The 14974-nt window shown below is 59.5% G+C and carries 17 protein-coding genes and 1 pseudogene; 7 read left to right on the top strand and 11 right to left on the bottom strand.

Translation table 11 applies throughout. The features are described from left to right. The first annotated feature begins 563 nt into the window (after window positions 1-563). Both AC4D6D_RS18600 and AC4D6D_RS18595 read left to right on the top strand, forming a co-directional pair. A complete protein-coding gene (locus AC4D6D_RS18600) occupies window positions 564-869 on the top strand; it encodes a DUF6481 family protein (protein ID WP_491328515.1) in 306 nt (101 codons plus the stop codon). 44 nt (window positions 870-913) lie between these two features. Next, a complete protein-coding gene (locus AC4D6D_RS18595; RefSeq protein ID WP_491328514.1) occupies window positions 914-1624 on the top strand; it encodes a spermidine synthase in 711 nt (236 codons plus the stop codon). Between the two features lie 379 nt (window positions 1625-2003). On the opposite strand, the gene AC4D6D_RS18590 is transcribed toward AC4D6D_RS18595, so the two are convergent. The 3 genes and pseudogenes from AC4D6D_RS18590 to AC4D6D_RS18580 form a co-directional block, all read right to left on the bottom strand. Further along, window positions 2004-2759 carry a dihydrodipicolinate synthase family protein gene (locus AC4D6D_RS18590; protein ID WP_491328513.1) on the bottom strand — a complete coding sequence of 252 codons (756 nt, stop codon included), beginning with the start codon at window positions 2757-2759 and terminating at the stop codon, window positions 2004-2006. Next, window positions 2755-2907, bottom strand: a pseudogene (locus AC4D6D_RS18585) (dihydrodipicolinate synthase family protein); the annotation flags it as partial. The gene AC4D6D_RS18590 and the pseudogene AC4D6D_RS18585, both read right to left, overlap by 5 nt. 18 nt (window positions 2908-2925) lie before the next feature. Further along, window positions 2926-3228, bottom strand: coding sequence for a LysE family transporter (locus AC4D6D_RS18580; RefSeq protein WP_491328512.1), 303 nt, complete (start codon window positions 3226-3228; stop codon window positions 2926-2928). Window positions 3229-3693: 465 nt separating this feature from the next. On the opposite strand from AC4D6D_RS18580, the gene AC4D6D_RS18575 reads away from it, so the two are divergent. After that, the gene (locus AC4D6D_RS18575; RefSeq protein WP_491328511.1) at window positions 3694-4626 is read left to right on the top strand and encodes a hypothetical protein; all 933 of its coding nucleotides are present in this window, start codon (window positions 3694-3696) and stop codon (window positions 4624-4626) included. 225 nt (window positions 4627-4851) lie between these two features. Here the strand turns inward: AC4D6D_RS18575 and AC4D6D_RS18570 are convergent, their stop codons facing one another. Beyond that, window positions 4852-5343 carry a helix-turn-helix domain-containing protein gene (locus tag AC4D6D_RS18570; protein ID WP_491328510.1) on the bottom strand — a complete coding sequence of 164 codons (492 nt, stop codon included), beginning with the start codon at window positions 5341-5343 and terminating at the stop codon, window positions 4852-4854. A 68-nt stretch (window positions 5344-5411) separates the two neighbouring features. Beyond that, window positions 5412-5810, bottom strand: coding sequence for a hypothetical protein (locus AC4D6D_RS18565; RefSeq protein WP_491328509.1), 399 nt, complete (start codon window positions 5808-5810; stop codon window positions 5412-5414). A 163-nt stretch (window positions 5811-5973) separates the two neighbouring features. Here AC4D6D_RS18565 and AC4D6D_RS18560 point away from each other — a divergent pair, with 163 nt between their 5' ends. Both AC4D6D_RS18560 and AC4D6D_RS18555 read left to right on the top strand, forming a co-directional pair. Then, the gene (locus AC4D6D_RS18560; RefSeq protein WP_491328508.1) at window positions 5974-6180 is read left to right on the top strand and encodes a hypothetical protein; all 207 of its coding nucleotides are present in this window, start codon (window positions 5974-5976) and stop codon (window positions 6178-6180) included. A gap of 571 nt (window positions 6181-6751) precedes the next feature. Next, window positions 6752-7093: a hypothetical protein gene (locus AC4D6D_RS18555; protein ID WP_491328507.1), complete on the top strand. Its 342-nt coding sequence runs from the start codon at window positions 6752-6754 to the stop codon at window positions 7091-7093. Window positions 7094-7925: 832 nt separating this feature from the next. Here AC4D6D_RS18555 and AC4D6D_RS18550 read toward each other — a convergent pair. From AC4D6D_RS18550 to gntA, 5 genes are all read right to left on the bottom strand, one after another. Then, window positions 7926-8732, bottom strand: a complete 807-nt coding sequence (locus AC4D6D_RS18550; RefSeq protein ID WP_491328506.1) for a transglutaminase-like domain-containing protein — start codon at window positions 8730-8732, stop codon at window positions 7926-7928. 325 nt (window positions 8733-9057) lie between these two features. Continuing rightward, a complete protein-coding gene (locus AC4D6D_RS18545) occupies window positions 9058-9321 on the bottom strand; it encodes a DksA/TraR family C4-type zinc finger protein (RefSeq protein WP_491328505.1) in 264 nt (87 codons plus the stop codon). A gap of 141 nt (window positions 9322-9462) precedes the next feature. Continuing rightward, window positions 9463-9633: a hypothetical protein gene (locus tag AC4D6D_RS18540; RefSeq protein WP_491328504.1), complete on the bottom strand. Its 171-nt coding sequence runs from the start codon at window positions 9631-9633 to the stop codon at window positions 9463-9465. A gap of 80 nt (window positions 9634-9713) precedes the next feature. Next, entirely contained in the window at window positions 9714-10307 is a 594-nt protein-coding gene (locus AC4D6D_RS18535) for a DUF1989 domain-containing protein (RefSeq protein ID WP_491328503.1), read from the bottom strand. Continuing rightward, window positions 10304-10966 (bottom strand): guanitoxin biosynthesis heme-dependent pre-guanitoxin N-hydroxylase GntA, encoded by a 663-nt coding sequence (gene gntA / locus AC4D6D_RS18530; RefSeq protein WP_491328502.1) that lies wholly within the window; start codon window positions 10964-10966, stop codon window positions 10304-10306. The genes AC4D6D_RS18535 and gntA overlap by 4 nt, the downstream gene beginning before the upstream one ends. 156 nt (window positions 10967-11122) lie before the next feature. Here gntA and AC4D6D_RS18525 point away from each other — a divergent pair, with 156 nt between their 5' ends. Next, the gene (locus tag AC4D6D_RS18525) at window positions 11123-11710 is read left to right on the top strand and encodes a PRC-barrel domain-containing protein (protein WP_491328501.1); all 588 of its coding nucleotides are present in this window, start codon (window positions 11123-11125) and stop codon (window positions 11708-11710) included. Window positions 11711-11729: 19 nt separating this feature from the next. Here AC4D6D_RS18525 and AC4D6D_RS18520 read toward each other — a convergent pair whose 3' ends face one another. Continuing rightward, window positions 11730-12455: a Crp/Fnr family transcriptional regulator gene (locus tag AC4D6D_RS18520; protein ID WP_491328766.1), complete on the bottom strand. Its 726-nt coding sequence runs from the start codon at window positions 12453-12455 to the stop codon at window positions 11730-11732. A gap of 234 nt (window positions 12456-12689) precedes the next feature. On the opposite strand from AC4D6D_RS18520, the gene katE reads away from it, so the two are divergent. Next, window positions 12690-14912 carry a catalase gene (katE, locus tag AC4D6D_RS18515; protein ID WP_491328500.1) on the top strand — a complete coding sequence of 741 codons (2223 nt, stop codon included), beginning with the start codon at window positions 12690-12692 and terminating at the stop codon, window positions 14910-14912. Window positions 14913-14974 lie beyond the last annotated feature (62 nt).

The following is a 14974-nucleotide window of genomic DNA, read 5'->3' as shown; positions in this document are numbered from 1 at the left end:
CGGTTTCTCAGTTCGTCAGACAGGAGAGGCAGGTGCCACGAACGGGTAGTGGGCACCAAGAGGGCAGGCTGTGGAGCGGCGTCTAAAATTGCCCCCCCCTCATCTCATCATGAGAAGCGCCGCCGTTTGGGTTTCGGACGGCGGCTACAGGGATGTTGGTTGTGGAGACGATTACGAGGATCCGTCGGGAGCACCGGGACGGGAAGCCTATCAAGGCGATAGCGCGGGATTCGCGGTTGTCGCGCAACATACATGGGGCCTGACGACGGCGGTATGAGGAGTAGACCACTGATCGCACAGCATTTTTGCCCTCAGTCTATCACTCCGGCAAAGCTTCGCTGTTTGACTGAAGACCTGCTCCGCGACTCGTCGCTAGCCGCCAACTTCAACTCGTGCTATCGGGGGTGCGCCGCGAATGTTGCTGTAAACGGATGTTGCACCATTCAATCGGCGTCCTCGGTCGGGAAGGCGACAGCGGCAAAGCCTTTATCCATATCTGGTGGTGCAATTGAGCAGCGTTTGCTCTTCGCATTTGCCAACCTACCTCCAATCGGAAAGATTCAATGGCAGCATACAAGGAACCTGGCGTCGAGGCTCGTCGCAATGCAGCGGACCAGGCTCGTGCCAAAGCACTTGCGGCGCTGAAGGCGAAGCCGCCGATGGATCCGGCCGTTCAGGCAGAACGCCTAGCAAAAGCGCAGGCGCGCGAGCAGGCTCAAGCTGAAAAGCGCAAAGCGACAAAGGAAAAGCATGAGCGTGAACTTGCGCTCAAGGCTGAGCGAGCCGCTGCATCCGCTCCCCCGACCGATGAAGAACGTAAGGCAGCCCGCGACGCGCGGTATCAGGCACGGAAAGCACGCCAAAAATAGTCAGCGCATGCAACTCCATCTTTTTTCGGTTCCGGATGCCTGCCGTGACCACCAACAGTTTGGACCTTGTTGAAGGCGACGAACTGATTGACGTCGCGCATGTGCCGAATGGCGATCGCCTGCGACTGGTCCGCACCGCAGGCGAATTTGTCATTCTTCTCGATGGTCATGAGCTCATGAGCACGGATCTCTATGCTTCGGAAGAGGCGCTCGCGACGATGGCCTGCGAGAAGATTGGCACTCGTTCCGCCCCGCAAATTCTTATTGGTGGGTACGGAATGGGCTTCACGTTAAGGGCCGCGCTTGCGGTTCTTGGCGAAGATGCCAGCGTGACCGTGGCGGAAATCGTTCCAAAGATAATCGACTGGGCCCGAGGGCCGATGAAGGCGTGGACCTCCGGGTGCCTCGACGATGCTCGCGTCCAACTGGTCCAGGATGATGTTGCACTACTGATCCACGCTGCGAATGGCGCCTACGATGCCATCCTGCTTGACGTCGACAACGGCCCCGAAGGGCTCACTCGTCGGGCCAACGATTGGCTCTATTCTCGCAGAGGGCTCGAAGCGGCGATTTCGGCCCTGAAGCCTCAAGGTATTCTCGCGATATGGTCCGCAAGCCCTGATGCAGAATTCGTGGCAATCCTTTCGCAGATGGGTTTCGCGGTAACCGTGGTTCCCGTCGAAGCTCGTACAGGAAACGAGATAGGCGGCAACGAACTTGAGCACGTCATTTTGTTCGCCGAAGTATTACCCTGATTCCATATCCGATTGCCCTCGATTCGTATATTCGTCCCTGCAGCAGCCTCGTTCGTTAGCGCAGGTCGAGGGCATTGGTTTCCGCGGCCCGGAGCGACCATTTCGGTCGCGTAGAAGCCGGTTCCGCAGTCGATCCCTTCGGCCGTTCAGCAGCCCATTTTAGGCTCCCAGGTGCAGCCCGTCCACTTATCCTCTTCTGGATACCCAAGACTGGCCGTCTGCCGAACAGCAGGTCTAGGATGGGAACAGGGGCCAAGCCACCGGTCGCCTTTTAGGTCGCCGCCGGACTTGGCGGGATGATCGAAATGCCGTGCATTGCCGGATGATCGTTTATGCTAACATTAGGATCATCGTCGAATGGGCGTTGTATGCCGAAATTTCACCTTGCAGCCGAGACCATGCTGTCGATCGCAACCGGTAGCTCAGCCAACTGATCCACGCCGACGTAGCCTTGCACTGGCAGCGGGGCGGCCCCGACATTCAGCCCGAGGATTTCCGCGATCCCATAGATAGTGCGCAGGCTGCCGTACTTTTCGAAGAGCGCCCTCATGGGTGCACAGAGCGCCTGCAGCCGCGCAGTTTCCTCAGCATCGCCGGCCATCGCAGCCTGCGTGAGGCGGACCGCTGGCTCCGGCAGCACACCGGCAGCGACGCTATGCCAGGCATCGGCGCCCGCCAGGAATGCCGGTGCCGCACACCAGTCGCCGCTATAGCCTATCCTGAAGTCTTCCGGCATTCGGGCGCGAAGCTGCTCGATTACGGCAGCATAGGCTCCATCATAGCGGGGCGGCATCTTCACCGCTGCGATACCTGGAACATGAGCAAGTTCGACGATGAGGTCGTGCGAGAATTTGAAATTCGTCGTGCCTGGATTGTTGTAGATACAGAGCGGTAAATCCGTTGCAGCGGCGACCGCCTTGAAGTGATGCTCGACTTCTCTGGCGGACAGCTGCGCGTAGGACATCGGCGCGAGCAGAAGCCCGCTGGCACCGCCCCTTTGCGCAGCAACGGCAAGTTCGCAGGACCAGCTCGTTCGCAACGCTCCGACACCCGCTACCACAGCGGACGCGACCTGCTGCCGCTTCCACAGCGGCCGAGACAGCGCGATTGCGCTGCTCCCGATCCAGGTAGGCATAAGTGCCCGTGCTACCCAGAACGCTCACTGAATCGACGCTTGCCTCAGCAAGGCGATCGACGAGAACCCCCAAAGCATCGGTATCGACAATGCCGTCTTCGTTTGCCGGAGTAGGCGGGAATGCGGAAAGGCCCTTGAAAACTGTCATATCTGATAACCCAATCTACTATCGGCCGATGAGGAAGCGCACGCCTGCGCCAGCGAAAACTACACTGAGCGTCCCATCGATCCAGCGTCGGGTTCTGGCATAGCCTTTGACCATCGGCGCCGTCGAAAACAGCACGGCATAGCCGAAGAAGATAAGCACCCCGAGAACGACACAGCTGTCGAAAGCCAGGGCCAGATGCTCTGTAGAAGCATGTGCTCCGACGCCGAGAGACATGAGGGCGACCCACGAGAGGATCGCCTTCGGATTTCCTACGTGCATGAGCCCCGCGCTCATCGCCATCGGTAAATCAGGGTGTCCCAACGCACAAAACCCGCCAGGAAGGCGGGTTCTGAAAAGGCATCCAAATCAGCCGATGTTCTGCAATTTGCGATGGTTGCGGGGGCTGGATTTGGCCGATCGCGACATTCGCTTACTGCCGTGATCTAGCCATCTTGAGCCGCACTGAGACGGGTACCTTTAAAGGGCTTTGGTGAATGACGGGATGACGGGATGACATTGCTGACTTGCATGGCGCGCTACAACCCTCTCGGCAGAGCGATTCAACGGGCGCCGGATTTGCGGTCGTGTACCGGGCTATGAGCCAGGAACCGCCCGTCGTATCCTATGATCTAAAGTGACGCACGGCGCCACTAACTGCGCTTCATCCCAAGACAATGAGGTGAGAAACGGATGTTGATTAGCATCGGTTTTGCGCTTTATCTGACGTAAATCTTTGGAGTTTTTCGAATGCGGGGCTGGGGGATATTTCTAATTTGCGGCGGAGTCGTGTTTCTCCTGATCGCGCTGAACATGGACACGAGCGTTGAGACGGGTGGGAGCCTGTATGTCCCCTCGCGTGTCCAGAACATCGGGCTGATCGCGGATCGCCAGACCTACATTTTCCTGTCTGGGCTGGTCATCCTGATTGGCGCGCTAATGGCGATTTTCGGGGGACCCAAGCAGCAGCAGGTGGTGACCTCCAGTGCCGCAGTTCCGGCAACCCCTCCATCAGATGCCCCGCCGTGCGAGCGCGACCTGAGCCTCGATGGATACCGCCTATGGCTGGCCTCCCGCTACGGTATTGCCCGGAACGAGGTGTTCGACCGCTTTGTCTTCGACAATCAGACCTTCGAATCTCTCGATGCCGCATTGGCTGAGGCCCATGCCCGTGAGCAGAAGAAGATCGCCGAGATGGCCGAATGGAGGAAGCAACAAGAGGCCGAATCGGAGCAACTTGCGGCGGCCCAAGAAGAGGTCGAGGCAGAGACGCGCAAGATTCTCAAGGTGTCTGCCGTCATTCTAACGGCGGTGGTTCTTATCTGCGGCCCTCTGTTCTATTTCCAAGCCAAGGACGCCGCCCGGGTAGAAGCAGCTCGCGCCGACGAAGAGCGAAAGAAGGTGGCCGACACGTTAGCGGAATGGAAACTGAAAATTCCAGAAAGCTGGGTTCAAACCGAAATCACCAACGAGCCGAACGATTCTCAGAAGACATTCTGCGACGGGAGGACGGGCACGCTGGTTCGCGCCATGACTCAGGATAGTCCCGGGGCAGTCGTGAAATCATTGGATGACCAACTCGGCGAGGGCACCAATCCGTTCTCCAGCGTGACCGGAGCTGGTGATAGCGAAAGCCGGGTCTACAAGAAAAAGGGTGGCCGGGAGCTTCACCTGTATGCCTCGACAGGCATGGTTTGGGTGTGTGACGTCCCCAAGGCCTGAGGCCGCGCGGGCGGGTCAGTAGCATTGACCCGCCCTACCCTCTTCGACGGTTAGTCGTCACACGCGCCGCAAAGCGGGAACTCTGACAAATCAGAGCCTGCTGACAGCGGTGCGCCGCAGTGGCTGCAAGCTGACGACGATAGCGAATCCTCGCTCTCTATGTCTTCAAAGCCCTCTTCTTCAGCGACGCGTCGCCGCTCAGCGTGCCACTGCTGCTTTTCCTCATCAGTAAACGGCATTGGTCTGCCCTCCCGTTGTAGCGCCAACCTCCTCATCGAAGAGTGCGTCTATTTCCTTGTTGAACTCGGTGAATATTTCAAAGTCACGGGCGCGAGAAAGCGTTCGAGCCTCATGGGGATTCGCCGACCGCTCGATTGCGCGCCGCCACCGTTCCGCATCTCTGCGGCGGACAAACTCGCCAAGGAGTCGAACTTCCTGATAGCCAGACCACATCGCCAGTCCTACGCGGCTCTCACGCATCGTCCGGCGCACAACGAGATAAGTCTCGCGTTCGCTAACCTCGATCCAAACGCATGCGGCCACAAGGTTGAGGCGACATGCCAGAGACTGAATCGTTAGTTCCGTGCGCCGGTCAATTAGCATCCGCTCGTTCTCAAGTGCATTCACCAACTTGCGATTCAGCCCGATCTGCTCAGCAAACGCCACTTGGGTCAAACCCGTGCTCAGCCTGATCGATTTCAATTCATCGCATTTCATTCGATTTGGCACACGACTATTCCACTCATAAACGCGATGGCGGAATTAGTCGCCGAAAGGTTACGCGGTCAAATCTCGATTGTCTTGGAATCCTCCGAACCATCGAAAAAGCGCTCGTGGAAATAGATGCTCTTCTTATCCTGAATTTTGAAGGTGATCGTCCCTCCTCGCCCAGACCACGCGCCGGGACCCGTTCCGGGCCCGGCCTCGTCGATCATACGGGTTCGCAGAACGTTCCCCTCGACCATGCAATCATAAGCGAAGAACTTACCGTCCGGCCGCGTGTACGAGTAACGTACGATTTGGTCACCGGTCACCTTCGCGCTGATGCCCTCGACGGGTCGCCCAACAGCGAAGGCTCCCCCGCCCTTGCAGACGCGAAGCAAATCACGGTCGGACAGCTTGACGGGCTTCACCTCCGGGCTCTCGCTGACAGTAGGGCTCTGACTGACCTCGGAACTAGCCATATCATTAGCAGATGGGTCCGCGCTTCCGCACGCGGAAAGTCCAATCGTCAGCACAAGAGCAAACCCTACGCGCATGATACCCCCTTGATGGTGCCTCGTATTGGAATAATCTGCGACACGACGCGGAGCCGGTCAATATCGATCCCTAACGATGGAGATTTGCGTGATGTTGCGTGAACCCGATCCAGCTTATTGCCATCAGAGAGCGCGCGAGCTTTACGATGAGATGGGTGAAGAGGTGAAAGACTATCTCGAAAAGAGGATCGAGGAAGTCAAACGCAACGAAGATTTCCAAGGCATGCTTGACTGGTTCGCCATCAGGAACTGTGTTGGGCTTCTTTGGCGGAGCGGAAATACGACGACCCAGTGATCAGAAGGACAGCTTGTCCTCTGCCTTGCGCGCCGGATCTACACCGGCCATTCCGCTACCCGGCTGCATGGCTATTCGCTCCGCTGGCAGCATTGGGCTGCGGCTATCTCCTCTTCAGTCTGCCTACCTTGACGCTTGGTCGTTACGCTATCTGGAGCATCGCCGGCCTGTGCCTGTACGCAGCGTTCGGTCGTCGCCAGAGCGTCCTGCGTGAAGTGGATGGGACAGATGTCGGAGGCCCTACCCACGATACCGCGGTACGTGTCAGGCCAGCTTCTTCCAGCATGGGGCTATGGGACCTTATGCGTGAGACCTCCGCGATAGCGGTTGCGATCCACTATGATGAGCCCTGACACGATGATCGATGATTTCGGATGGGTAGCGCAAATGACGATACTCGCCAGCGCTGCTCATCCGCCCAGGATTGGCATCACCCCTTCTTAACAGCCTAAGATGATTACATGGTTTGCCAGCCATCGTTCAGGGTTGTCCTGCTAGTACCGCGATCACGTTCGCAACTAGCTTGTCACCAGAAGTCTGGACAACCCGAGCGCGTTTCCGGAGAATCCTAATGCATACGTTCATTCCTGCCAGACTAGCCGCCGTTGTTATCGGACTGTCCCTTGCCGTAACCCCCGCACTGGCGACGTCGATGCACCCGAATGCCCCGGCGCATAAGGTTGATGCTCTCCAGTCGCGCCTTACCGCCCGCCTGCATACCGTAGAGGCGAAGCTGACCGCTGCACGCAAGTCCGGGCGGATTGCGCCGACAAAGGCCGCGCAACTGAACAAGAAGCTGGCGTGGGTCCGCACAGACTCGGCGAAGTATGTAAAGCAGCAGGGATTCTTGAGTGCCGGCGAAAGCGCCAGCTACAACCGGACCTTGGACGAGGTGGAGCGCAGCGTACGCTGACAGGCGACCTAACGGTTTGGGGTGGAGAAGGCTGTCTCAAGAGGCACGCTCTTCCATCCCACCGGGTCATCACTCATTCGATACCTTACCCAGTGCCGCGGACGGTCGAGCGGACAATCGCAGCCAAAGTCTTAGAATGTCCGCCCGAGCTCGTATGCCTTTATGCACCAACGCTCGCGGTGCTGTTCACTGTACCGCTGTGCGTTGCGTCGGTGGCGGGTGGGTATGGGTGAGCGTCCGCAATCGGCAACCCAGCAGGTACGCAGTGGCCATACAGCCATGCGTGATGGCGATGCGGGCCACCGCTTTGGTTCGAAGCGGACGTTCAATTACTAAGTGCCAAATGCCTTATCCTGGTCGCGACGTGCAGGTAACGCCCCCACCCTGCTCCGCCGACAGAGCTGCCGTTCAACCCATCACCTGCCACCCCTCAAAGCCGCCTTTCGTTCACCAATCTTCACCCTCTTCTGAACGACCTAGTTGGCCGACAAGCGACTGTCCGGTTTCGGAAATCCAAACTGAGATAGCTGCCGTCCGTTCTGACCCGAAGCAAGGGCGATAAGCGACCCGCTATGGTCATTCGCCCCTCTGTCACAAGCGGCCATCCGGTAATGGCATGGTGACTGGCAGATGGTGATCTGCCCCCACCGAGTGGACCGATTGGTTTATTAGTGCATTAAGTTCATTGCGGCGTTCGTCCGATAGCGCCGGGTTCGCCCTGCGCCAGCGCCTTCCGCTCACAGCGAGATATCGACCGTCCGGCGTTACCGGATAGCCACCGCGAAGCCTTCGGCCTGGCGCGGTGGCGCGGCTCATCGTTACCCCAATCCGTTCAGTGTGCGCCGCCGATCGCGTCGTTCTCCGGCCCGCGGACCACCTGGACCGACTGGTTTTGCAGAACGACGGGCCCGTAGCTGGTCAGAAAGGACACTCCGGCCGCATCCGGGCCGACCCCGATCTTAGCCATACCTTCCGGGTACGACATGCCGGTTGCATCGACCAAGTGCCAGGTGCCGTCGAGGAACACTTCCGCCACCGCATGAAAATCCTGCGGCTCGACGCCCAGTCCATAAACGCTGACAAAGCGGGCAGGAATGGCATTGGCCCGGCACAAGGTGATGACCAGGTGCGCAAAATCGCGGCAAACTCCTTCCGCAGAGCGGAGGCTATCGGCTGCGGTGGTTTGGGCGTTGCTCGATCCCGGCACGTATCGAAGGTGGCTCCCGACCCAATCCCGAATTGCCGCGACTTTATCGCCGCCCAGCAATGTTCCGAACTTCTGACCGGCGAACTCCTGAAGCGTATCGGAAGGGCAGAAACGCGACGGCAAAAGATAGTCGACCGTCTCGGCAGGCAGACGATGCGGCGGCACTGCGACTAGACCCTCGATCGGCATGACTATCCGCCGAGGCTCGACGAGCGCTTCGTAGCGAACAGTAAGCCGCTCGTCTGTCCGAAGCCAGATCCGATCGCCGATCTGGTCGTGCCCGGGCAGACGCGCAAAATGCGAAACAGGGGGCAGTTCGATCAGCGCACGATGCACGATCTGTTCGGGAATGAACGCAGCTTCCAATTGCAAAAGAAGATCGGTGGGGCCGGAGAGAGCATAGTCGAGTTCGACGGTAATCGATAGTTGCATGGGCAGGCTCGCTCCTTCCGCTCATTTTTCGTACCCGGTGAGCGTCCCATCGGCAGAGGAGGCCGCAGAAGGTTGAGAAGAAAGTCGCTGCGGATGCCATGCGAAGATAACAAGGCAACCGCATGGCGTCGGTTCCACTCTCGCCGAAAGATCCTGCGAGCATGTGGATTTTTTGTGTTGGCGTCGAAGTCGGTCCCAGAAACATCGGCACGGGCAGGCTCACGGTTCGATAGCACCCATCCTATGGCCGGTTTGACAATGCATTTCTGATCCGAATTTCGGGGAATGCCCACCGTTCCTCCAATCCTTGGTAGGACCTGCCCACCTAACGCAGCTGGCTGTCTTTGCTTCCTCTGCGATTAACCGCCACATGGACCGGCTTCCTGTCGCGAAGTGTTTGACAGGAAACACAGGTACGTACACCGGGAAGAGCGCGCCGCCGGGCCTCGGGTATCTTTTCGCCGCATTCTTCGCAGTCCGCTAGACCTACGCCCTGCGGCAATCGGGAGCGGGCTGCCGAAACGGCGTCCTTCAAACTGTCCTCGATCTGATCTTGAACCGCACTGTCTGGTGCCCAGCCATTTGCCATAGCTCTTCTTCCCTAACCTGCCCGAACAATCGCGCTGCCGTGGTACGTTTCTCGAATGGGATCCTCCGTTCCAAGGCCGGCAACCAGAGGCAATGGTCCGCAAATCAGACCCTGCCGAAGTTGATCGGTAGAAGAGTATTTTCAGGTCAAGCCCTCGTGCTGAACCTGCCCCGTCGTTTCGTGGTCTTGCTGCTCTTCGGCATGCCAGATATTGCGGCCGATAAAGACCAGAACGATGACCGCCAGCACCACGCTGACCACGAATATGGCTGCTCGGCCCTTGCGTTTGGCGCTTGGTTGATCGGAATCCATCGTTGCTCCTAGACTGGCGGCAGGCCTTTTGCGGGCACGGTTTCGTTTCCATGGAATGCCGCCGTGCCGGCGAAAGTTCCTCATTCGTCCGAGATGCGGTAATGTATCGGCTTGAAGGTGCCGCCGTTCGATGCATAAGCCGAGCAGGCCGTCAGCCCGATGATGCAATCGCGCTCTGCCCGCAGTGCTATCCGGTCGCCAGGCTGGCTGGTCGGTGGCAGAACTGAAAGCTTGCCGCTGTCCGCCGCCACGGGAACGTTCATGAACACGTTGAAGGCGGTTGGGATGGCATCGGGCTCGATCCCATAGGGAGCGAGCGCTTCGGCAAGATTGCCAAAGCAGCCGCGGTGCAGCGGTTTCTCGGGATAGAAATGGCGAAAGGTCGCTTCGCTACAGGGGGGCAGCAGAAAATCATGCCGACCGACTGTATCCTCGACGATCTCGAGCAAGACCTGCGAGCGGTTCGACCACAAGCGATTGCCGGTGCTGAGGCTAATCGTCTCTTCGTAGTCGAAGGTGCGGCCGTTCGAGATGACCTCGCGCACGTCCTCCGCCGCGAAAGCCAACAGATCGGCCACCTGACAGCCGAGCGGATCGCAAACCGTAAGAACTTGCCCTTGGCGAAGCGGAAAGGCCGCGCCGCTGCGGGGCGGGATAACTTCGTATTCGTTCATTTACGCGGATCCTTGAAAGGACATGCCCAGTCGGTACCGACTGCCCTGCCGCTATACTGACGGGCCTCGCTGGCCTCGCCATGGCGGGCCAGCATCGGGTTCGGTGATCCGGCCATTGCCAGATCGCGTTCGAGGATGCGTTCGCGCAGGCGTTCGTACCTGCCTTCCTCGCGCAGACGTTCGAACTGGTCGTGCAGGTTGAAGACCAGCGCCGGACGCGGGAATCGACGCGCCGGACGGGAGGCTTGGGGGTGAAGGCCGACCACGAAGAAGGCGTTACCACCGAAACTTAGAGAGAAATGCGAGTCCTGCGGGTCGGGACTGACCGAACGGTCGTAAGGCTGGCCGAGCCAGGCATCCTTGTCCGCGAACGACTGGATACGCTCCCACATGGCCACCTCGAAGTCGCCTTCGCTCAAGTCCAGGGGGCCTTCGAAGACGACGGCTAGACTGCGCAGTCCTTCCGGCTCGTCCCGGTAATCCCGGCTCCATTCAAGCAGTTCGCGGTGGATCGCCACGTCATTCCAGGCGCTGGTCAGATCCCGCGCCGGGATCACTTTCAGCGTTCCTTTCGCCAAGGCGGACTTCGCACCGACGCAAGGGAAGCATGCATCGCGAATTCGGTCGTGAAATTCTTGTTTCAGGTCCTCGGCATTCATTCTTGTTCTCCCGGTCCCATAACGGTCTGTGGAGCAAAAAGTGGCGGATGGAGAAGACACCTTCGGCGCGGGATGCCCGCCCGCTGCGGAACAAAAGGGACCGCGCGACCTTGAGCCACCATGCGCAGATGTCGGCGCGGTCAGACGGGAGGCATCATGAACGAGCTGATCAACTGGATTGCCCCAATCGCCACGATGATCGCCGCCATGATGACGGCCGCCAATCTTGGTGCGCGCGTGACCGGCTGGGGCTTTGTGGTCTTTACCCTCGGTTCGATTTGCTGGACGATCGTAGGTCTCACATCAGGGCAAACTTCGCTGATTGTCGCCAATGGATTTCTGACATTCGTCAATCTCGTGGGAATTTGGCGTTGGCTTGGACGGCAACGTGCGCACGAAGACGGGGCCAAATCCGCCAAGATCGCCAGCAGGGAAGCGCCCGGCCCCTCACTTTTTACCGCTTCCGGGATTGCCGGCATGCCGGCCATGGCAGCCGATAGCATTTCGCTCGGAAAGGCAGTCGATGCCCTTATCGAATGTCGTTCCGGCGAAGTGAGCTATGTGGTCGTGGCAAGCGGCGGGATTTCTGGTCTGGACGAAGTTTTGCGCCCCGTTCCCGCCAGCGCCATCGCGTTCGGCTGCGATGTGCTGACGCTGAGGATTTCCAAAAACGCTTTCAATAGAATCGAGCCGCTTGAAAATGACGATTGGGCTGCCTCCATTGCCTTTCGAACTGGCTCTTGAAAATGAGTGATGACCGGCATCATGCGGCGGACGCCTGTGCTTCTATATAAAGATAGCTCGGGTCGAACTGGCCTCGCGCCGCTAATTTTGCCGGGTCGGTGATCTCCACCAGCGACGATCTGAACACGCAGAGCCGCTCCTCTCGCAGTTGGCGAAGCACGCGGTTTACATGCACATTGGTCAATCCGCAGATCTCCGACAAGTCGGTCTGCGTCAGTGGGAGCGCGAAGCGCCGACCGTCGCTGAGGCCCGCAGCGACGAGACGCATGTTGGTTTCGCAGAGGAAATGCGCGACCCGGCCGACCGCATCCAGCCTGCCAAGCCGGAACAGCCATGCGCGGTGTATCGCGGCATCGATCAGCGTCGCGAACCAAAGTTTTCGGCCAAGAACGGGACTTTCCGCAATCATGGCATCCAGTTCGCTGTGGGGCACGACCGCGACCTTGGCCGACGTCATAGTGGCAACGTCATGGTCCAGCGCCTGCAAGGGATAGGCGTGAAGGTCCACGAAGTCGCCGGGAACATGGATCGCCACCAACTGCCGCAAACCATTGCGATCGTCGATGTAGCGCGACATGATGCCTTCGATCAGCAGCATGCTGTGCCGCAGCGGCGTTCCTGCTCGCACGATTATCTGCCTTGCTTCCAATGCGCGCAGCTCGACAATCCCCGCCTCCAGCCTTTCGCGTTCGCGGGAGGACAAGTTGATGCCCTTTTTCTCCCTAAGAAAGCGGTCGGTAAGCAGACGGGAACTCCTTTCATGTCCGGCGAGAGGCAGGCTTCACTAGGCGTAAATCCGCAGACGCGCGGACGTTGCAGATTGAGCCGCCGGAAAACGTACTGACGTAAGTTAATTCTGCGTCCCGCCGGGCAACCTGGCGCTCCATCGGCATGTTTAGCGGGGACTGAAACCCAAGGCATGCGACCGTCGTTCCGACGTTTTGTCCACCTTGCATTCCACTTACAAAAGGATAGCCAGATGGCCAAGACGCCCGATAAAGCGCCTTCCGCAGCAGCGAAGAATGCAACCCCGAGCGACTTCGCACCGGTCGACGTGGGAGGCGAACCTCCGCAAAAGGCGCCCGCAATACCGGCGGACGCTGCCATATCCTTCACTTTCGCCGAAGTGCAGGCGCCCGGCGGCGATACGCACCAGGTTGCCGGGGGGGAGGTCAAAACACTCACCACTCAGCAGGGTATTCCCGTCGCGGACGACCAGAACAGCCTCAAGCAGGGTCCGCGCGGCCCCACGCTGTTGGAGGATTTGCATTTCCGCGAGAAGATGTTCCACTTCGACCATGAACGCATTCCCGAGCGGGTGGTCCATGCGCGCGGATACGGCGCGCACGGCTTTTTCGAACTGACCGACAGCCTGGCCGATGTGAGCCGCGCCGACATCTTCCAGCGCGTCGGCGAGCGAACCCCGGCCTTCGTTCGGTTCTCTACGGTTGCTGGTTCGAAGGGATCTCCGGACCTTGCCCGCGACGTGCGCGGCTTTGCGGTCAAGCTCTACACCCAGGAGGGCAACTGGGATCTCGTGGGCAACAATATCCCGGTGTTTTTCATCCAGGACGCAATCAAGTTCCCCGACCTGATCCATGCTGCCAAGCCTGAGCCGGACCGTGATTTTCCGCAGGCCCAGACCGCCCATGACAATTTCTGGGACTTCGTCAGCCTGACCCCGGAAAGCTTCCACATGGTCATGTGGACGATGTCCGACCGCGCCATCCCGCGCTCGCTGCGCACGATGGAAGGCTTCGGGGTGCATACTTTCCGGCTGGTCGATGGCCAAGGCAAGTCGACGTTCGTGAAGTTCCACTGGAAGCCGAAACAAGGCCTCCAGTCGGTCGTTTGGAATGAGGCGGTCAAGATCAACGGCGCCGATCCCGACTTCCACCGCCGCGACTTGTGGGATGCGATCAATTCCGGCGACTTTCCCGAATGGGAACTCGGCGTCCAGCTGTTCGACGACGCCTTCGCCGACAGCTTCGATTTCGACGTGCTTGATGCGACCAAGCTGATCCCGGAGGAACTCGTGCCGATCCGCATCGTCGGCCGCCTCGTGCTCGACCGCGTGGTCGACAACTTCTTCGCCGAGACCGAACAGGTTGCCTTCTGCACCCAGAACGTGCCTCCCGGCATCGACTTTTCGAACGATCCGCTGCTTCAGGGCCGCAATTTCTCCTACCTCGATACCCAGCTCAAGCGGCTTGGCGGACCGAACTTCACGCATATCCCGATCAATGCGCCCCAGTGTCCGATGGCTCATTTCCAGCAGGACGGGCACATGGCCATGCGCAACCCCAAAGGCCGCGCGAACTACGAGCCGAACAGCTGGGGCCCTACGGTGGGCGGTCCGCGCGAAGATCCGGTACGCGGTTTCACCAGCTTTGCGGAAGCGGCCGACGGCCCCAAGCAGCGGGTCCGGTCCGAGAGCTTCGCCGATCACTATAGCCAGGCCCGGCAGTTCTTCGTCAGCCAAATGCCGATCGAACAGAAGCACATCGGCGATGCCCTGGTTTTCGAGCTGTCGAAAGTGGACCGCCCGGACATCCGCTCACGCACCATTTCGCATTTGCTGAACATCGATGCCGGGCTGGCCGCCACCGTTGCGGACGGGCTCGGCCTGGCGCTTCCCGATGCGGCCATCCCGGCGCGGGAGCCGATCACCGACCTTCCGCGATCTGACAAGCTCAGCATCGCCAAGAACGGCCCCGACAGTTTCAAGGGCCGCAAGCTCGGCATCCTGCTCAGCGACGGGGCAGATGCCGAAATCTTCACCGCCTTGCTGGAGGCGGTGGAAGCCGAAGGCGCCGTCTACGAAGTGATCGCGCCCAAGATCGCCGGCGTCACCCTGTCGGACGGGACGAGAGTTGCCGCGAAGCACAAGATCGACGGCGGGCCCTCGGTGCTGTTCGACGCGGTTGCTGTGGTCGTATCCGACGAGGGCGCCGAATTGCTGTCGCTCGACGCAGCGGCGAAAGACTTCGTCACCGATGCCTTCGCCCATTGCAAGTTCATCGGACTTACCGACGAGGCCGAGGAAATCTTCGACAGGGCCGGCATTTTCGAGGATCTCGACGAAGCCTGCATTCCGCTGGAAACCGGCGCGGATGCCGAAACCTTCCTGACGGCCTGCCGCGCGCTCCGCCACTGGCCGCGCGAACTGGAGGTCGATCTGGATGCACGGCCCGCAACCTGACCTCGCGATGTCTTCCATCCGCAATCCCGGAGCCGATGCCAGTTCGTCTCCAGTGTGCGGGT

The organism is Novosphingobium sp. BF6 (assembly GCF_058273105.1).
This window is presented reverse-complemented; position numbering and strand designations above follow the sequence as displayed.